General features: G+C 51.5%; 16 protein-coding genes. 15 read left to right on the top strand and 1 reads right to left on the bottom strand.

Going from position 1 to position 19,825, the window contains the following annotated elements; genetic code table 11:
* The first annotated feature begins 335 nt into the window (after window positions 1-335).
* Window positions 336-1,616: a serine hydroxymethyltransferase gene (gene glyA, locus Tanf_RS04495; RefSeq protein WP_046825030.1), complete on the top strand. Its 1,281-nt coding sequence runs from the start codon at window positions 336-338 to the stop codon at window positions 1,614-1,616.
* 36 nt (window positions 1,617-1,652) lie between these two features.
* Entirely contained in the window at window positions 1,653-3,986 is a 2,334-nt protein-coding gene (locus Tanf_RS04490) for a family 20 glycosylhydrolase (RefSeq protein ID WP_046825029.1), read from the top strand.
* A gap of 155 nt (window positions 3,987-4,141) precedes the next feature.
* Here Tanf_RS04490 and Tanf_RS04485 read toward each other — a convergent pair whose 3' ends face one another.
* The gene (locus tag Tanf_RS04485; RefSeq protein WP_161794938.1) at window positions 4,142-7,051 is read right to left on the bottom strand and encodes a hybrid sensor histidine kinase/response regulator transcription factor; all 2,910 of its coding nucleotides are present in this window, start codon (window positions 7,049-7,051) and stop codon (window positions 4,142-4,144) included.
* Between the two features lie 308 nt (window positions 7,052-7,359).
* Between Tanf_RS04485 and Tanf_RS04480 the strand changes: the two genes are divergently transcribed.
* The 13 genes from Tanf_RS04480 to Tanf_RS04425 all read left to right on the top strand — a co-directional run bounded on the left by Tanf_RS04480 (window position 7,360) and on the right by Tanf_RS04425 (window position 19,716).
* Window positions 7,360-7,563, top strand: coding sequence for a hypothetical protein (locus Tanf_RS04480; RefSeq protein WP_046825028.1), 204 nt, complete (start codon window positions 7,360-7,362; stop codon window positions 7,561-7,563).
* A gap of 306 nt (window positions 7,564-7,869) precedes the next feature.
* Window positions 7,870-8,190: a hypothetical protein gene (locus Tanf_RS15465; protein WP_046825027.1), complete on the top strand. Its 321-nt coding sequence runs from the start codon at window positions 7,870-7,872 to the stop codon at window positions 8,188-8,190.
* 7 nt (window positions 8,191-8,197) lie between these two features.
* Entirely contained in the window at window positions 8,198-8,464 is a 267-nt protein-coding gene (locus tag Tanf_RS15055) for a hypothetical protein (RefSeq protein WP_161794937.1), read from the top strand.
* A gap of 220 nt (window positions 8,465-8,684) precedes the next feature.
* On the top strand, window positions 8,685-8,864 hold the full coding sequence (locus tag Tanf_RS15050) for a hypothetical protein (protein ID WP_161794936.1): 180 nt from the start codon (window positions 8,685-8,687) through the stop codon (window positions 8,862-8,864).
* A 250-nt stretch (window positions 8,865-9,114) separates the two neighbouring features.
* Window positions 9,115-10,305 carry a TMEM43 family protein gene (locus tag Tanf_RS04460; protein WP_080948546.1) on the top strand — a complete coding sequence of 397 codons (1,191 nt, stop codon included), beginning with the start codon at window positions 9,115-9,117 and terminating at the stop codon, window positions 10,303-10,305.
* A gap of 22 nt (window positions 10,306-10,327) precedes the next feature.
* On the top strand, window positions 10,328-11,767 hold the full coding sequence (locus Tanf_RS04455; RefSeq protein WP_052448998.1) for a bifunctional metallophosphatase/5'-nucleotidase: 1,440 nt from the start codon (window positions 10,328-10,330) through the stop codon (window positions 11,765-11,767).
* A 135-nt stretch (window positions 11,768-11,902) separates the two neighbouring features.
* Complete coding sequence (locus Tanf_RS04450) at window positions 11,903-12,124, top strand: hypothetical protein (RefSeq protein ID WP_014225246.1); 222 nt, start codon at window positions 11,903-11,905, stop codon at window positions 12,122-12,124.
* Window positions 12,124-13,953, top strand: coding sequence for a DUF2207 family protein (locus Tanf_RS04445; protein ID WP_046825022.1), 1,830 nt, complete (start codon window positions 12,124-12,126; stop codon window positions 13,951-13,953). Before Tanf_RS04450 ends, Tanf_RS04445 begins: the two co-directional genes overlap by 1 nt.
* Before the next feature lie 153 nt (window positions 13,954-14,106).
* The gene (locus tag Tanf_RS04440; protein ID WP_014225244.1) at window positions 14,107-14,649 is read left to right on the top strand and encodes a LemA family protein; all 543 of its coding nucleotides are present in this window, start codon (window positions 14,107-14,109) and stop codon (window positions 14,647-14,649) included.
* A 57-nt stretch (window positions 14,650-14,706) separates the two neighbouring features.
* A complete protein-coding gene (locus Tanf_RS14155) occupies window positions 14,707-15,795 on the top strand; it encodes an Ig-like domain-containing protein (RefSeq protein ID WP_236684383.1) in 1,089 nt (362 codons plus the stop codon).
* A 958-nt stretch (window positions 15,796-16,753) separates the two neighbouring features.
* The gene (locus tag Tanf_RS15780) at window positions 16,754-16,879 is read left to right on the top strand and encodes a hypothetical protein (RefSeq protein WP_256122214.1); all 126 of its coding nucleotides are present in this window, start codon (window positions 16,754-16,756) and stop codon (window positions 16,877-16,879) included.
* Window positions 16,880-17,183: 304 nt separating this feature from the next.
* Window positions 17,184-18,314 carry a YARHG domain-containing protein gene (locus Tanf_RS13770; RefSeq protein ID WP_052448997.1) on the top strand — a complete coding sequence of 377 codons (1,131 nt, stop codon included), beginning with the start codon at window positions 17,184-17,186 and terminating at the stop codon, window positions 18,312-18,314.
* A complete protein-coding gene (locus Tanf_RS04425) occupies window positions 18,301-19,716 on the top strand; it encodes a hypothetical protein (protein ID WP_046825021.1) in 1,416 nt (471 codons plus the stop codon). The genes Tanf_RS13770 and Tanf_RS04425 overlap by 14 nt, the downstream gene beginning before the upstream one ends.
* Window positions 19,717-19,825 lie beyond the last annotated feature (109 nt).

Here is a 19,825-nt window from a genome sequence, read left to right as displayed (position 1 = left end):
CCGTATCGAAACGATTTTCCCAACATACATGCCAACCGACGCATCGTTTGCAAAGGCTGAACTATACCTACAAATGCACCCTTTCTACCCCTCCTATGGCATGGACGAAATAAAAGAGACTGGGCCTTCCTCAAGGTTCATTTATGAGTGTGTCATGCCAGTCGTATATGTAACGTATGCGAAATAACTTTTTAACAGAGAATCCCCCGCAATCATTCGGTATATTCATAAAAAAACAATACCTTTACGCCTCTAAAATAAAAATGAAAAACAAGTGATTATAGCAACAGACGGAAGGATAAACAAACATATAAATCTTTAACAAATATATTTCTATGAAACGAGACAGTGTAATTTTTGAAATTATCGAACGTGAACATCAACGCCAGTTGAAAGGTATCGAGTTGATTGCTTCGGAAAACTTCGTGAGTGAACAGGTGATGCAGGCCATGGGCAGTTACCTTACCAACAAGTATGCCGAAGGATATCCCGGGAAACGTTATTACGGGGGCTGCGAAGTGGTAGACGAAAGCGAGAATCTGGCCATCGAACGGCTGAAAAAGCTCTTCGGGGCCGAATGGGCTAACGTGCAGCCACATTCTGGAGCACAGGCAAACGCGGCCGTCTTTCTGGCAGTCCTGAATCCGGGCGATACGTTCTTAGGCTTAAACCTCTCGCACGGAGGGCATCTTTCGCACGGTTCGCCGGTAAACAGCTCAGGTATCTTGTATCGCGCCGTCGAATATAATGTAAAAGAAGATACGGGACGCGTGGATTACGAACAGATGGAAGAAGTGGCATTGCGCGAGAAACCGAAATTAATTGTCGGAGGAGCTTCCGCTTATTCTCGGGACTGGGATTATGCCAGAATGCGTGCGATTGCCGACAAAGTCGGCGCATTGCTGATGATCGATATGGCACACCCGGCCGGCCTGATTGCTGCCGGTTTACTGAACAACCCGCTGCCACACGCCCATATCGTCACTTCAACGACGCATAAGACCCTGCGCGGCCCGCGCGGTGGTGTGATTTTGCTGGGCAAGGATTTTGAAAATCCATGGGGCAAGAAAACACCGAAAGGCGAAATCAAAACCATGTCTCAGCTGCTCGATTCGGCGGTATTCCCCGGTATTCAGGGTGGTCCGCTCGAACATGTGATTGCCGCCAAAGCCGTGTCATTCGGCGAAGCGCTTGAACCCGAATACAAGACTTATCAAACACAGGTAAAGAAAAATGCAGCCGTGATGGCACAAGCCTTTATCGATAAGGGCTACAAAATCATTTCGGGCGGAACGGACAACCACAGCATGCTTATCGACCTGCGTACCAAATTCCCCGAGTTGACAGGTAAGGTAGCTGAAAAAGCGCTAGTTGCCGCCGATATTACGGTGAACAAGAATATGGTACCGTTCGACAGCCGTTCGCCGTTCCAAACATCGGGCATCCGTATCGGTACGCCGGCCATCACCACACGCGGAGTAAAAGAGCCGCTGATGGGTGAGATTGTCGAGATGATCGACACCGTACTTTCCAATCCCGAATCGGAAACAACGATCGCTTCCGTGCGCAGCAAAGTGAATCAGACGATGAAAGACTATCCGTTGTATGCATGGTAATCCTCCGGAACACAAATTCAATTATTATATTATTATATGAAGAAATTATTTTTATCCGCAGTGATCGGCGCATGCTGCCTGACGGCGTGCGACAATAAGCAACCGGTCACGAATCAGCAAAGTTACAATCAGGGAATCAACATCATTCCTCAACCGCAAAGTCTGGAGCAGGGCGAAGGTTCTTTTCAGCTGAAAAAGAACACCGTTTTTTATGCACAGGACGCCGGTGCCCGGACGGTCGCCGAGTTTATCGCCGGCAAGCTCAACCTCTCAACCGGTTTTACGCTGCAAGTGACCGACCAGGAAACGGCATCGAATGCGATCGCGTTACTGATCGACGAATCGGTAGAGCATGAAGAAGGTTATACACTGGAGGTAACGAAAGACAAGGTCACGGCCAAGGCGCGCACCCCACAAGGATTGTTCTACGCCATGCAGAGCTTCCTGCAACTGCTGCCCGCCGAGGTGGAAAGCAGCACAACCGTCGATGGTATGGCATGGGTGGCTCCGTGCGTAAACATTCAGGACGCCCCCCGATTCGGCTACCGCGGAGTCATGCTCGATCCGTGCCGTCACTTTATCCCGGTCGAGAATGTGAAGAAGCATATCGATGTTTTAGCCCTCTTCAAGATCAACCGCTTGCACTGGCATCTGACCGAAGATCAGGGCTGGCGTATCGAGATCAAGAAGTATCCGAAACTGGCGGAGATCGGGTCGAAGCGTATCGACGGAGAAGGTACGGAGTACGGCGGTTTCTACACTCAGGAAGAGATCAAAGAAATCGTAGCCTATGCTGCCGAGCGTTTTATCACCGTCGTTCCCGAACTGGAAATTCCGGGACATGAACTCGCAGCCATCGCAGCCTATCCGGAACTTTCGTGCAAGGGCGATTCCATCACGCCGCGTATCATTTGGGGCGTCGAAGACATTGTCATGTGCCCCGGAAAAGAAGAGACTTTCCGGTTTCTTGAAGACGTAATCGCCGAAATGATCCCGCTGTTCCCCGGCACCTATTTCCACATCGGCGGAGACGAGTGTCCCAAGAGCAGCTGGAAGCAATGTCCGCTTTGCCAAAAGCGTATCCGCGAAGAAGGTCTGAAGAACGAAGAAGAGCTGCAGAGCTACGTAATCCGTCGTATCGAGAAAGTGCTGAACGGACACGGCAAGCGTCTGATTGGCTGGGACGAAATTCTGGAAGGCGGTCTGGCACCATCGGCCACGGTAATGTCGTGGCGTGGCGAGGCCGGCGGCATTGCCGCGGCTAATATGGATCACGACGTGATCATGACGCCCGGATCGGGAGGGATGTATATCGACCACTATCAGGGCGATCCGAAAATCGAGCCGGTAGCCATCGGCGGCAACGCGAAGTTAGAGAAGACGTACAGTTACAACCCGACACCCGACACCCTGATCAAGCTCGGCAAAGACCACTTCGTCAAAGGCGTTCAATGTAATTTGTGGTCGGAATACCTGTACACGACCGACATCTTGGAATATCGCGCTTATCCGCGTGTGCTGGCGCTAAGCGAGATTGCATGGACACAGCCCGAGAAGAAAAACTATAACGACTTCTTGCGCCGGTTGGACAACGCCTGCGTGCGTCTCGACGAACATAAGGTTAACTATTACATTCCTCAGCCCGAACAGCCGAACGGATCATGCAATTTCGTGGCGTTCACCGATAAGGCATCGCTCGAGTTTACGACGAACCGCCCTGTCAAGGTCGTTTACACGACAGACGGCAACGATCCCACACCCGAATCGGCCATATACGAATCGCCGCTGGAATTTACGGAATCAGCCACGTTGAAAATCCGTTCCGTACTGCCTTCGGGAAAGATGAGCCCCGTGCGCACCATCACCGTAGAGAAGCAGGCACTGGCACCGGCCAAAGAAGTAGCTGCGGCCAAGCCGGGTTTGAAGATGCAGGTAACGGACGGCATGTTCCTCGAACCGTCGAAGTTGGCGGATGTTACCGACTGGAAAGCATCGACGATCAAGAGCCTTGCTGAAATTACAAAGGTCGTTAAAAGCAGCGAATCGATGCGCGGAGTGAAGCAATATGCCGCCATAGCCGAAGGCTATGTAGACATTCCCGAAGACGGCGTCTACTACTTCTCGTCCGACCTCGAAGAGGTATGGGTCGACGGTCGGAGGCTGATCAGCAACACCGGCGAAACGAAACGCTTCTCGCGTCGCGACTGTTCGGTAGCGCTGGCCAAAGGACTGCACGAGTTTAAGGTCGTCTTCCTCGGACACATCATCGGCGGATGGCCTTCAAACTGGGGCAACGGTAGCGTAAAAATCCGCAAAGCCGATGCCGAAAAATTTGAAGCGATCGCTGAGAATCAGCTGTTCCACGAGTAAATAAACAGTGAGTTACTTTGCCGGAATCACATTGCACGTTTCGGCAGAGCAACCGCATCAAGTTTCCTGAAAAGAGAGCCGACTCAAAATGAGTCGGCTCTCTTTTTATCCGTATGGGCTTTCAGATTTTCAAGGTTCGGCCAACAAATCCGGAATTACTCCGCTCCTCTTCGCCTGTATTGCGAAGGAGAGATGCCGAACATTTTCTTAAAAGCGTGATAAAAGCCGGAATAGTGATCGAATCCGCAATGTTCGGCCACCTCGTCGATGCTCCATTCGGGCTTGGAATCGAGCAATTGCTTTGCCCGTTTCATCCTTATTTGCATGACAAAAGCCATGGGTGTCTCTCCCGTCAATCCGGTTATTTTGCGATGAAACTGGCGCGGACTCAGACAAAGTTTGTCGGCCAGCGCATTCACGTCCAACTGCTGCTTGTCCATCAGCAGATAGACGGCATCGACCGTTTTGGAGAGGAAACGGTTGTCGGCATCGGTGTGCTGTACTTCGGCCTCCTTGCCTTCGGCCAGCGCCTTCGAGAACTTTTCGCGCAAGAAGCGACGCTGTTCAAGCAATTTTCGGATGCGCACACGCAGTTCGTCGCCATTGAACGGTTTTCCGAGATAGGCATCCGCCCCGGCCTCTAATCCTTTCACACGGTCGGCATCCGTCACTTTGGCCGTAATCACAATGATAGGCACGTGACTGATCAGTTCATCGGCACGTACGCTCCGGCACACTTCAAGTCCGTCCATCTCGGGCATCATCAGGTCGGTGATCATCAGGTCAGGCACAATTTCGCGCGCTTTTTCCAGCCCGTGCCTACCGTCGGATGCAAAGAAAATATCGTATTCGTCGGAGATTTGACTGCCGATGTAGCGTGCTACATCGTTATTATCTTCAATAATGAGCAGACGTGTACGATTCTCTTCGCCGGTCACACGATCTTCTATACCGCTTTCCTCCGTCGTTAGGGCAAAAATCGGTTTAGGTTCTCTTGTCTCCAATGGTTTCCATTTACCATCGCCATGCCGTTTCGGCAACCGCACGGTAAAGGCGCTGCCCTTGTCCGGTTCACTCTTCACGCTCACTTCTCCGTCGACCGACCGAACAATCTGCCACACCAATGCCAGTCCCACGCCGGTACCGATATTACCTCCTTCGTATTCCCCCTGATAGAACGGATCGAACACATGGGCGAGGTTCTCCTTGGGGATCCCCTTTCCGGTGTCAGCCACAGTGATGGTTATGTCATCGCCATCAGAGGTGACATTCACACGCACCCTCCCGTTGGCCGGAGTAAATTTGAACGCATTCGAAAGCAAGTTATTGAGTATCTTGTTCACATAATCAGGCACAAAGTCGGCCTCCACCGGTCTGTCGGTTACGTATTGAAGATCGATCTCTTTCTCGCGAGCATATTCGCGGTATCCGTCGATGATCATCCCGATGAATGCCGTCATGTTGCCATGCCGCCAGTCCGGTTCGCCAAGTGCCGATCTCACTTTCGAGATGTCGAGCAGCTGGTTAATGAGCGTCAGCAATTGATTGCCCTGCCGTTCGACGGCGCTTCCCTCAAGACGTGTCTTTTCCGGCAAGCTCTCGTCTTCACTGATGTTTCGGCTCAAGCCGAGGATCACCGTGAGCGGTGTACGCAATTCGTGGGTGATGTTCGTAAAGAAGCCGGTGCGCAATTTTTCCACCTGCCGCATCATTCGCGAGCGCAGCCGTTGGAGGTATACAAGATATATCAGGAACAGCACGATAGCGAGCAGCACGACGGCTACAATCGCTCCCACGAAGATGGAGACCCGCAGGCTTTCCCTGTGTTTCTCACTCTCCTTACTGATCTCTTCCGTTTTGTAAAGAGCGTAGTACTGTTCGATCATCTGCTCCGATTCGTGCCGGTACATCGAGTCGTTCAGTTCGGTATAACGTTCCAGTTGCAGCAGTGCGCCGGGATCGTTCATGTCGCGCATCACCTTATAAGCCGCGTATCGAGCGTTTTTCTCCACATAACGGGCATGTACCTGCACGGCGTCGGAAATGGCTTGCCGGTATGCTTCGAGGGCCTGCTTGCGGTTACCGAGCGCTTCGTGCACTCCGCCGAGCTGTAACGATGCAATAGCCAGCGACGGACGGTTACCGCTTTCCGTGAGTACGGGGATGGCTTCGTCAAGCAGCTGGCGTGCGCGGTCATATTCCTTCAACTGATAGTAAGCGCTTGCCATCTGACATTGGCGGACGGCAGCCTTGTGCGGACGGTTGCCTCCCATGTCGAGGCGGTATGCTTCTTCCGAAAATTCCAACGACTTACGAGGATCGTCGAGCTTCAGATACACTTCCGAAGCGATGCCTAACCGGATGGCGAGCACGCGGTCGCGGTTCAGTTCACGTTCTATGCCGATCGCTTTAAGGATCATATCCTTGGCCAGCTTCGGCTGTTTCATGGCAAGATAGAGAGCAGCCATATTGTTGAGCGAGGTGCTAATGCGTTCCTTGTCGCCCGACACCTCATCAAGGGCGTAGCTCTCTTTGACAGCTTCCAGCGCCCGGTGAAATTCGCCCTTGCGTTGAAGGCATACGCTCAGCGATGACAGCAAGTCCGACAAAGCCTCCTCCCCTACGTATTTTTCGGAGTAAAAACTCCGTGCCCATTCGAAGCTGCGGATGCTCTCATCAAAACGGTTGAACAGAATAAAATATTCGCCCATATAGTAATGAGCATAAAATTCCAACCTTTCAAGGTTTTCACCGGGAGCAAAAACGATCAGTGAATCGATCGAACCGTCTTGATACAACGTCTCGAACAACTGATTGGCAGCCATGATTTTCTTCTCCGTATCTCTTGTTTTCAGGAAGGCATCGTAAGTCTTTTCGATTTCCGAGGTGTTTATCCGCAATGATACGGCTAAGGAGTCGCCTGTGTAAGCCTGTAGCATAAGGGAATCTGTCGCTGCATGTCCTTCCCGATCCGATCGTTCGTAAATCTTATCGCACGAAAGAAACATAAAAAGAAACACCGATAAAGCGGTGAATAAAAAAGTGACGTTACTGTTGAACGGCATATCGACAATATCTATAAAATTTAGGATAATGTTGTTTGTCCGCATCAAAAGTCGTAAATCCTCTCCTAAAAAACAAATTTTATCGAAGAATAATTTTTTCTTCCAAATACCATTATGAGGTGCTATATCCCCCGTTGTTTCTACATAAAAAACTATTATACTGCCGTTTGAGAACCATCGATGTCCGATTTAAGCAAGTCGGGGGTGATAAAAAATGTCCGATTTGAGCAGGTTTTTGTCCGATTTGAGCAAGTCCGATCGCCCGAACAGAGGCTAAATTTGCAACAGAAAAAAAAGATTCCGGCATAATGAAAAGGAAAAAAGAAAAACATGAAAAGAAGATCGACAAGGCGCTGCATCTTGCAGAAGAACGCATGGAGTTACTTGATACCATCAAGGAGATGGTGGAGACAGAAGTAGACAAGCAAATGAAGAAAGTATGCCGAAGAGTGAAAAGTGAAAAAAACAGCAAAATAATCAAGGTAGCTAAAACAGTAAAGGACGAACAATGAATAGTGAAAGACGAATAGTGGAAAAAGAGATTCTTCGCTTCGCGCTGAATGACAAATTAATGGTTAATTGTTATGCAGGGTACACGGTATCCGAACGCAAATTTCGCAAATGACGCGAATGGACGCAAATAACCCCCTTTGTCATTCCGAACGCCACCCTTTGTCATTCCGAACGTAGTGAGGAATCCCGTGGGGAAGAGGAAAGAGATTCTTCGCTTACGCGCTGAATGACAAATTAATGGTTAATTGTTATGCGTGGTACACGCCGAATCATGTATTTAGAAAATAACCATTGACAATTAACCATTGACAATTAATTTCGTCCTTGGGCCTCGGGCGGTGAGCCGACGGAGCAGCGAGCGGGGCGAAAGAAAATCAGGCTGTCCGAGCGAAGCGAGTTACCTGATTTTCCGACCTGCGAGCGTCGCGAAGGCGTGTGAAGCGCACGAAGCCTTGACTTTTTGGTTACTTTTGGGTCAAGCCAAAAGTAACGGAAAGAGCGCTCTGAATGACAAAAGACCGAACGCAGAGGAACATCCCCCCTCCCCCCCCCTTCAAAGGGGGGAATGCGGAAGCGAAGCGTTGGGGAAAAAGGGCGACCCCCTCGGCGGAGGGCTGAAAGCCTGAATGAATAATGATTTGGATGCCGCCCTTTGTCATTCCGAACGCAGTGAGGAATCCCGCCTCGAACGCTTCGGTGTTCGTCAAAGGGCCTCGGGCGGTGAGCCGACGGAGCAGCGAGCAGGGCGAAAGAAAATCAGGCTGTCCGAGCGAAGCGAGTTACCTGATTTTCCGACCTGCGAGCGTCGCGAAGGCGTGTGAAGCGCACGAAGCCTTGACCTTTTGGTTACTTTTGGGTCAAGCCAAAAGTAACGGAAAGAGCGCTCTGAATGACAAATGACCGACCGCAGAGGAACATCCCCCCAGCTCCCCTTCAAAGGGGGAAAAGCGGAAGCGAAGGGGGGATGTTATCCCTTCGGAAGGGGGAATGCAAGGGACTGAAAGCTGACCGCTCTGTAACAGCCCTGAAAGGGCGCATTAATTCAGCCCAATGCGAAGCGTTGGGAAATAGGGCGACCCCCTCAGCGGAGGGCTGAAAGCCTGAATGAATATGGATTTGGATGTCCCTTTGTCATTCCGAACGCAGTGAGGAATCTCGCCTCGAACGCTTCGGCGTTCGTCCCCTCGGGCCTCGGGCGGTGAGCCGACGGAGCAGCGAGCAGGGCGAAAGAAAATCAGGCTGTCTGAAGCGAAGCGAGTTACCTGATTTTCCGACCTGCGAGCGTCGCGAAGGCGTGTGAAGCGCACGAAGCCTTGACCTTTGGGTTACTTTTGGGTCAAGCCAAAAGTAACGGAAAGAGCGCTCTGAATGACAAAAGACGATGTCCCGAACGCAGAGGAACATCCCCCCCCTTCAAAGGGGGGGAAGAGCGAAGCGAAGGGGGAAATGCTGACGGCTGACGGCTGAATGACAAAAGAAGTGAAGAGTGAAAAATGATTTGAACAACAGAAAAGGAACAATTAATATAAACAATTTAAACATGTAACATTATGGCTTATACAGAAACAACAAACACAAGTTACGGACAACGGTTGTCCGGTTCAATGAAAGGAATCGTAAGCGGTTTGCTGATGTTCATCATCGGTACGTGCCTGCTTTGGTGGAATGAAGGTCGCGCCGTGAAAACCTCGAAAGCGATCAAGGAAGCGGAATCGGTGGCGGTACATGTCGACGACGTCTCGACGGTCGATGCGTCGCTCAATGGCAAGCTGATCCATGCCTCGGCCTTTGCCGATACGAAAGATACGCTTTCGGACGAACTGTTCGGTGTGCGGACATTGGCCATCAAGTTGAATCGCAAGGTCGAATATTATCAATGGATCGAAAACTCGAAGAGCGAGACGCGCGACAAAATCGGCGGCGGACAGGAAACGGTCACTACCTATACATACGAATCGAAATGGGTAGACAAGCCTGTTAAGTCGTCGGAATTTAAAGACCCTGAATATAAGAACCTGAACTTTGTACTGACTACCATAGAAGAAAAAGATCAGTTGGCAGACAACGTGACCTTCGGAGCCTACACGCTGCCGGAGTTCATCAAACGATCGATCAGCGGAAACGTGCCGGCGGATGTACAGATGACCGACGAGCAGGTGCGCGAATGGAACAAGGCGTTGCACACGTCCGTATCGGTGAGAGACAGCGTGTCGCTGGTACATTCGGATAAAAATACGGTCTATTTCGGGCAATCGCCCAACAGTCCGCACGTTGGCGACGTCCGCATCACCTTCTACAAAGTAATGCCGGCTGATATTTCACTTATTGCCAAGGTAAACGGTGAGACGTTTGAAGACTATAAAACCCAAAACGGAGAATCATTCTCACGGGTCGAAATGGGTACGGTAAGCGCCGATAATATGTTTCAGAATGCACAAGACGAGAATAATATGCTGACGTGGATTCTGCGTATCGTAGGATTATTGCTTGTCGTTTTCGGAGTAAAATCGATGTTCAGCCTTTTGCCGACGCTCTTTAAAGTGCTGCCCTTCCTCGGTAACATCGTCGATGCAGGCGTAGGACTTGTATGTTGGATTTTCGGCTTGGCATGGTCACTGATCGTCATCGCTATTGCATGGCTCGTTTATCGACCCGTCATCGGCATCCTGTTATTGGTGGCGGCCGTAGCGGGAATTATCTTCCTCAAGAGCAGAAGTAAAAAGACCGTACCTCAATCATAAGTTTAATTATAAAAATCAAATCATGATGAAACGTTTTTATTTATCCTTACTTGCCGCCGTTGCACTGACCGCATCGGCACAGACAAAAGAAATAACCATTCTTTCCGTAAACGACATCCATGCGGCTATAGAACGGTTTCCTCAATTCGCGGCGCTGGTAGACAGCGCACGACAGGTACACCCCGATTTGCTGCTGCTCTCCGGAGGCGACAACCGTACCGGCAATCCGCTCAACGACATGTATCCAGTCACCAGCTATCCGATGGTTGCACTGATGAACAGCGTGCGATTCGACCTCTCGGCCGTAGGCAACCACGAGTTCGATTCCAAGCCCGCCGGACTGCGCGAAGTTATCAATTTGGCGAACTTCCGTCACGTGTGCGCCAACATGTATCCGGCAGATACGCTGCGGATGCATGTCGAACCGTATAAAATGTTTGAACGCAACGGCGTACGTATCGGTATACTCGGATTGATACAAGTCAATTCGCAAGGGATTCCCGATGCTCATCCCCTTGCCGTGAAAGGCATCACATTCCGTCCTCCGGAAGAAGTAGCCCGCGAGTATGCATGGCTGCGCGAACGGTGCGACGTGCTGATTCTGCTGACCCACAACGGCTACGAAGCGGATATACAATTGGCGAAAGCCTTTCCCGAAGCCGATGTCATCATCGGCGGACATTCGCATACGGCCGTCCATGGTTCCAAGATTCACAGCGGCGTGCTCGTCACACAGGCCGAACGCTGGCTTAAATACGTGACGGAAGTAACCCTCAAGTTGCAAGACGGCAAAGTGATCGACAAGCAAGCCCGCCTGATAAAAGTAACCGATTTTCCGCGTAAAGACGAAAAAGTGCAGGCGCTGGTCGATGAGTTCAGCCGGAACGAAACACTCACCCGTGTCGTAACACGGGCCGACGACGACTTCATGTGCAAGCAGGAACTGGGCTGTATGATGGCCGATGCGCAACGCGCTGCAGCCGAAGCCGACATCGCCGTGCAAAACAACGGAGGAGTACGATTCGAATCCCTGCCCAAAGGAAACATCACGGTGAACGACATCTACCGTCTCGATCCTTTCGGCAACGAACTGATCGTATACAACCTCACCGGCGAAGAGGTTAAACGCCTGCTTGCCGCTATATGCCGCGCTGATGATTACGGACCGGCCTTCGTGTCTGGGATTCAGTATAAGATCGCACTCGGAAAGGACAACAAAGAAGTAAAAAAGGTAGAAGTAAAGATGCCCGACGGCTCGAAGTTCGACGAAAAACGAACGTATAAAGTCGTTGTGAACAGCTACGTCGCCTCTGTCAGCAACTACGAAAAAGCCGATGAAGGGCAAAACCTTTTTGTTACCAGTGCCGACGAGATGATCAAATATCTCGAGAAGCAACCGTCGGTCAATTACAGGAATGTTGTCCGTATGACCTACACCGGAGGCGAGAATATTGAAAAGTAACCGGGGCTCTACAAAACAGCCAATCATCTCATGGACATCCGGAAATCGCATATCCTGCTAACGATAAACGAAGACCGGCTTTGGGCAATGACTCGGAAATACGGCTCGGAGTTTTAATCTTAATGGTAAGAGAATATGAAAGTTTTTGTAAACGACATCGAAGTAGACATCTTTCGAGGCGGACGGGCCAAAGATGCCATTCTGAAATATTACAGTCAATCAGGTCAACGTTTCAAAAAACGGAACCTTGATATTCGTGACGAATGGCAGAATACGATAGCCGAAGACAGTCCGATGAGCGAAAACAGGAAGATTTATCTCAAACAGGCAATGTCCGGAAATAAAAAAACGACCTGATGAAACGATGGATTTTCATATCGACTCTGCTCCTGCTGTCGGCTTCGCTGTCGATAGCGCGAGAGACATTTGTGCACAATGTTGATATCACCGTGCGGCTCGACCGCTCCGGCACGGCTCATATCACCGAGATATGGGACGTGGACGTACAGACGGGCACCGAATGGTATCTTGTGCAGGGCAACCTCGGCGCCATAGAGATACGAGACCTCGCCGTCAGCGACGAGACCGGCAAGACTTATCTCCGCGAAGACGTCTGGGACACCCACCGTACGATCGAAGCAAAAGCCGGCCGCTGCGGGTTGATACACAAGGGCGACGGCGATTATGAGATCTGCTGGGGTACGGGCTCCTACGGCCATCACCGCTTCACTGTCTCCTACATGATGACGCACTTCGTCAAAGGCTTGTCTGACGCCAACGCCTTCAACCACCAATTTGTGGCCGAAGGACTGAGCAGTCCGCCGCAGCACGTGCGCATCGTCATAGAGAAAACGGCGGAGGGCGACTCCGCAACGGCCTTCACGCCGCAGAACACCGGCGTATGGGCCTTCGGCTTCGAGGGCGATATCCATCTGGTCAACGGACAGATCGTAGCCCAGACACGCATGCCGCTCGACGATGACGAATCCGTCATCGTCATGGCACGCTTCGACAACGACCTGTTCATGCCGACGGATCAACGTGACGAATCGTTTGAAGTCATGAAGAATCGTGCCCTCGAAGGCAGCAGCTACAAAGAGGGCGGTGACGAAACGGTCACGCTCGTCGGGCTGACCCTGCTCATCGGGTCCGGCCTCCTTTTCTTCATCTTCACCCTGTTGAACGGGAGCACGTGGAAACGTATCCTTTACACCGCCCTGCTCTCGCCCGTCTGCATGACGATCATCTATTTCAGTGTCAAGTGGTGGGAATATTTGTTGGCCGGCATCGTCGTGTTATTCGTCGTCGGGGCGGTCGTTTACGTCATCCTCGAGCTTGCGGGTGTCACGTCCGCCCGCCCTGTCTACGGCGTGCGCCGTGTGACGGGCTGGTGTCGCGATATCCCGCTCGGCGGCGATCTCATTGCAGCTCATTATGTGCTCAACGAGGCTACCCCCTTGTGGGGACGCAGCGAAAAGCACCTCATCGAGGCGCTCCTGCTACGCTTCATCCACCTCGGACTGATCCGCATCTCCCAACGGCCGGACGAAAAGCGCCCCACCCTCTCGTTTGGCGACGAGAAGCCCTCCGAGAGTGAGTTTATGAGTGATGTGGAATACAGGCTCTACAAGATCATGCGCGCCGCCGCCGGCAAAGACCTGATCCTGCAGCCGCACGAGTTCTCGAAGTGGGCAAAGGACAAAGAAGAGAACGGCATGCGACTCTATCAGTGGATCAAAGCGACAAAGACTTACGGCGAAAAGACCTTCGATCGCAACGGGGCGGTGCTGAACAACCGCTTCACCCGCCGCGGCCGCGAGATGGCGCGCACGGTACCCGAGTTCCGGAATTACTTGAACGACTTCAGTCTCATCAACGAGCGACAAGCCCGCGAGGTGGCGCTGTGGGACGACTACCTGACGTTCGCTTCGCTCTTCGGCATCGCCGACAAAGTGGAGAACGAATTCAAAGCGCTCTCGCCCGAATACTTCCGCCAAAAGGAGCTGACCCAAGGCTACGACCGTACAACGGTGTCGATAATGAGTCGGGACCTCTCCGGTCGGTTCGTCAACGGATCCTTCTCGTACAAGGCAAAAGAATTCAGGGCTTCCGGAGGAGGAGGATTTGTTTCGCTCGGAGGAGGAGGAGGACATACCGGTGGCGGACGCGGAGGCGGAGCGCGATAACGGATATAAAAAACGTATCACCGTCTTCGACTCCCTCGTTCGAGGCTTGATACGATACGATTGTTTTTTATATGAAGATGTATTACCTGAAATCTCCTTGGAGGGAAGGTGGTTTCACTAAAAAACAAGTTTTAAATAAACAACAAAAAAAGAATGGAACTTGCAATTATTGTCGGAATTATCGCCGTGTTGCTTTTCTGGGCTATCTCGGTTCAGCGCGGACTGGTACAGCGGGAAGAATTGTGCACCAACGCCATGAACCAAATCGGAGTGCAACTGTCAAGCCGGTGGGATTTGATTACGGCCTTGATAGATATGGTCAAACAGTATTCCGAACATGAATATCAGACTCTGACCGACGTCATTTCCATGCGTCGGGATCTGAAACCCACTGCGTCGGCACAAGACATCGAAGAGCAGGAAGGACTTATCGGCAAATTAGTCGGCCGCATCAACATGTTAAGCGAAACATACCCCGACCTTAAAGCCGACCGGATTTACCTCTCGACGATGAACGACATGAAACAGTATGAAGAAAACGTACGCCACAGCCGAATGATTTACAATGACTCGGTAACGCGCTTCAACCGCGCCGTGCGTCAGATGCCCAACAATCTCGTGGCCGGAATGTTCGGGTTCCGCATCCGCGAATACTTGGAGGAAGACGCCAAGAAACGAAACTTCCCGACGATATAAACAAGGCAAAGAACATTACTAATCAATATGTATAACAATTTATTAAATTAAAAGGACATGAAAAAGATTTTTTGGATGACAAGAATAGCGGTACTGGCTATTGTAAGTGTGTTATGCTGCACGGCGTGCGACAAAGATGAACCTACCCCGACCCCCACTCCCGGAGGTGGCAGCGGTTCGGGAGGCAGCGGAGGTAGTGGCGGAAGCGGAGGTAGTGGCGGAAGCGGCGGAAGCGGCGGAGGCACCGTTGCCGTCACAGCCGTCAAACTTGACAAGACGACGCTCGAACTGCAAATCAACGGGCACGAAACGCTTACGGCCACGGTAGAGCCGGCCAACGCATCCGTTAAGATCGTCAGCTGGAGCAGCAGTAACGAAGGCGTAGCCAAAGTATCGACCTCGGGCGAAGTCACCGGTGTTGCTGCCGGTACGGCCACCATCACGGCCAAAGCCGGAGGCGCTTCAGCTACCTGTGCCGTCACAGTCAAAAAAGAGGAAAAACCGTTAGTCGCCCTCGATGTGAAGATTACCGGTAAGATCGACCATACCAACTACACCAAAGGGCAGAGCGGAACGGTCGAGTTCAACCGATTCCCCGCCACGGTCGATGAATTCAAGGCCGTGCGTGAAAAGATCGGTGGCGAGCCGCACGGCGCGGTAGCTCTGCAAGTGATGGCCATGGAAATGTACCGCCGCGACCGAAGCATCGGCCTCGAATGTATTAAACTCAACAATACATTGTCGAATGTGAACGCTGTTGTCAGCCGACTCAAAGAACTCTTCGGGGGCGATATCAACTACAACCGTCCTTACCAGATAGCTGCATACCTCAAAGGCGCCGAGCCGGGCAACGGATACAATCCGACCAAACCCTATACGGTCGAAGTCATCGTAGATCCGGCAAAGGCATATCAGCCTTCGGAAATCTTCCAGAGCAAATTTCTGTTCCTGAGAATAAAGACCAAGGGACGGGATAACGGTTCCAGCGGTCAGAATGGCACTTCCGACGGATTGTATGTACTCAAGACCAAAAAACCGGGAGAACCGGGAGAAAAAGGCAAATTCTTTATCGTCAATAACAGCGCCGGTATGCATTCGCAGGTGAAACCTATTTCGTTCGATCATGAGTTCAAAGGACTCGATTAAACGGAATAACTCATATTGAAACAACATTGTCTCTTTTTCATTTTCCTCCTCTCCCGCACAGACTTCCCCGTAGTAGCGCGGAAACCAAGGGAGAGGGGGTTTTTAAAAAGCAAGTATATTTTGATTCGATTGGATCGGCGGAATTATCGCTGACGCTCTGAATAACAAAAGAAGCGCTTTGAAAGAAAGTGAAAAGTGTATTGAACGACAGATGTAGCCTTAACTCGAAGCACGCATATACCATGCGAGGGAGTGCGCCCCCCTTTGTCATTCCGAACGAAGTAAGGAATCTCGCCTCGAACGCCCTCGGCGTTCGTCCCATGGGCCTCGGTCGAGCTAACCCCTTCGGGGCGTTGAGGTGTTTAGGTGTTGAGTTGTTGATCTGTTGAGGTGTTTGCTGACCGCTGTAAAAGCCCTGAAAGGGCACGTTAATTCAGCCCAATGTGCAGCGAAGCGAAGCGTTGGGAAAACAGGCAACCCCCTCGGCGGAGGGCTGAAAGCCTGACGTAATTCAGTTGTTAATTGTCAATGGTCAATGGTTATGCCGGGTACACGGAATCCGAACGTCACCCTTTGTCATTCCGAACACCGTGAGGAATCTCGCCTCGAAAAGGGAAAAGATTCTTCGCTTCGCTCTGAATGACAAATTAATGGTTAATTGACAATTAATTTTGTCCATGGGCCTCGGGCGGTGAGCCGACGGAGCAGCGAGCAGGGCGAAAGAAAATCAGGCTGTCCGAAGCGAAGCGAGTTACCTGATTTTCCGACCTGCAAGCCTCGCGAAGGCGTGTGAAGAGCACGAAGCCTTGACTTTTTGGTTACTTTTGGGTCAAGCCAAAAGTGACAGAAAAGAGTGCTCTGAATGATAGAGAACGCGAGCGCCGTCTCTTCGGCACCGACTGAATCATATCATTCATATTTTATTCATATAAGTATTATATTAAAAACAAGTAACAAGATGAAAGTAACCATTTTTATGATGACCGCACTGGCACTGATCCTGACGATCGGTAGCGCAAGCTGCAACAAGAAAGAGGGTAAAGGCGAAACACCTGCCGGAATGCACGGTATCCCGACGCGGTGATGAACTCCGTCAGAGCCATAGAATAAACAGGCTAAACGCAATGATAAACGTTTAAATTCAATTCATTATGAACAGAAGCCTTTTTATGATGATCATCATGACCGGTGCCTTGACCTTGAGTGCTGCATGCAGTGGAAAGAAAGGCGGCGAGGCAGCCGACTAACTAACAAGTGAAGCGCGAACGGGGGTGGGTTCGAACCTGCACGTTTGACCTGCCCCCGTTCCTTGTCATTCCGAACGCAGTGAGGAATCTCAAAAACGATTAAGGATAAACTGTTTAATAACAAATTCAAACAAAGAAACAATGATAAAACGAAGTCTTATCACACCGATCCTGCTGACGGTTGCCGGCCTGCAAGCCGACGCTACATCGCCGCCGACATCGCCCGACTTTCCTCCAGCCTGCCTGCCGACGGAAAAGACCGTCGTTTTCCTATCCGAAGAGGCGCCTTCGGATAGAACTTGGACTTATCGAACGTCCTCCCAATACCCGGCCGTGAAGCAGCGATTCCGCGAGTTTGAAGGCAAACAGTGGACCAACGGCTTCGACTTCTTCATCGCAATGCCCGCAGACGGTTACATCAACTTCAGCGGCGGATCGCTGCACGAAGGCGGCTCGAGCTTCGGATTAACGCCAGAAGACGATCATTACCGCCTGCGCGGAGGCTTTTTCGTAATCGACGAAGATACTCCTGAGGGCGATGGCTACATCGCCATTAACGGTTCGGCAGGCGACAGGGTCGAAGTCCGGCAGTTCGGGGAGACCGGAGTGTTCATGACGGTTTACAACGCAAAAGACATACCGACCGAGGTGCTTCATCCGACAAACGACCTGCGCGAAACAATCGAAACGGACATCGTGACGTACTGTTTTGCCGGCGAATACCGGACAGAAGACGGCCGTACCTTTACGTTCTTCCCCGACCGGAAAGAAGTAAAAGGCTTTGCCGAAGACGGAAAATCCCAGTCTTATACGTTTGGCAACGAATACGAAACACCCGTAAATATCATCATCCTCGACGACGGTCGCTCGTTCCGCATCGAAAAGTCTGATGACGGTCTCCTGATCCGGAAATGTACCTATTACAGCAGTGAAGATCTCTGGACAGACGGCAACACCTATGCCACCCCTCAGCGAATCCGCTATCTGTTCGAGGCCGGAAACATTTCAGGCGATTTCCCCTTCACGGCCCTGCAGCCGATGACATGCGGACAGATCGAGCACTTCACCCGTAAGGAACTGCGCCTGATGCGTAACGAAATCTATGCCCGACACGGCATGCGCTTCCGCTCGGCCGATCTGCAAAAACATTTCGAAGCCAAAGCATGGTATGCCCCCACGAGCGACGACGTCAGCAAGCAATTGAGCGAGATTGAACGTATCAACATCGAAATGATTCGACAGATAGAAAAAAGACACGATGAAAACAGATAAGTTAAAAAAGAATACAATGCAACATCCCATCATCCTCTTACTGACGGCCGCACTGCTCGCAGGTTGCGGAAGCAAAACCAATCCAACGCCGACCGACGCGAAGATTCAATGGGGCAAACAAGACGTGGCAGCAGTAGCCTTCGTCGGCTACTTCACCTATGCCTCCGACTTCCTCGCCTCGTCGACCTACAAAATGTATACGGAACAGTACGGACTGCAAGACGTACAGCTCGTCGAGAACAAGGGCGATGAAATATACCTCGTCATCCCGCGCGACCCGAAAGCTTCCGTCACGGTGAACGACTATCCGGAAGCATTGATGACGGACCCCGATAGCGACGACTACGGCCAAATCCTTTACAAAAGCGAAGACGGAAAGCCCTTCTTCATCAAATGCAGCAGTGCGGAAGGAAGGGTCAACACCGAGCTCCTTCTTATCGACAGCGAAGGGAAAGGCTTGACCTATCATCCGCAGATCAGTACAACGGACGGGACGCTGGCCTGTCCTTCCGCCATGCCCGAAGGTGAAGGAACGGTTATCGACATTACGCTGCCCGTACCTGCCTCCCAACTACCACAAGAGACGAACCGACCGGATGACAACCTCTCGGCTTTTATCCGAAACGGACGTGTCATGGTTTCCGTGAAACAAGCCGCAGGATCACGCAACGACGGCATCTATGCCATAGAAGGCATCAACGGTAAGTGCATCGGACTCTTTACGGGCGACATCGGACAGGAGACCAATCCCTTCCTCTGCATGCTCATGGACGACGGCGGTGTGGAACTGCTCAACTACCACAGCGTCATGGGATGGAGCGACATCGAACCCGGACACCTGCTCAGCAGCGGACGACTGCCGGAGATGACCGATATCGTGTCGTTCGTTCAGAAGCCTGTCTTCGATGTATTTGAAGGCGACACCATTGGCGGATACATCACCGTCTTCGCTGTCGACAAAGATGGTAAAGAGCACGAAATACAAGAATGTGCCCGCTCCTTCCCCTCCCTCTATCATTTCAATCCGTCCGGCGACGGCAGCACCGAAGAGCATGTGCTGACGATCTGGCCGGACTGGAAAATCGAATATTGCAACGGCTGGCACGAAAGCGAACGCAACGAAGATTACTTCGGACGTATCCGGCCGCTGAAGATGGACTACGAAAACGAAACGTACGAATACCAATACGAGATGCTGACACATACCCAATACCCCTCCGTCGAAGAAGATCCGGTGACGAAAAACGTATCCATCACCGGCTCGTTCCGCCTTAAGGAACGCCCCGGCGAATCCGGCTATGAGCTGACCGTACTCTCCGGTCCTCTTACCTTCGGCGCACCCGAAGATGGCAGCGTTCGCTACAGACGAGATCCCGAACCTCATGAAAGATGGCGGCTATGACTTGGGCCTCCTCGCAGGCCTCGAAGAGGTGTGCAAGATGCTCACCAACGAATCGACGTTCGAGGCCGATGAGAGAGTCGAAAAGATCAAGGAGAATGTGGAGGCGGTG

Origin of the sequence: Tannerella forsythia, assembly GCF_001006485.1 — a bacterium.
GTDB classification, from domain to species: domain Bacteria; phylum Bacteroidota; class Bacteroidia; order Bacteroidales; family Tannerellaceae; genus Tannerella; species Tannerella forsythia.
The sequence above is the reverse complement of the archived record's forward strand: the minus strand, read 5'-3'. Positions and strand labels throughout refer to the sequence as shown.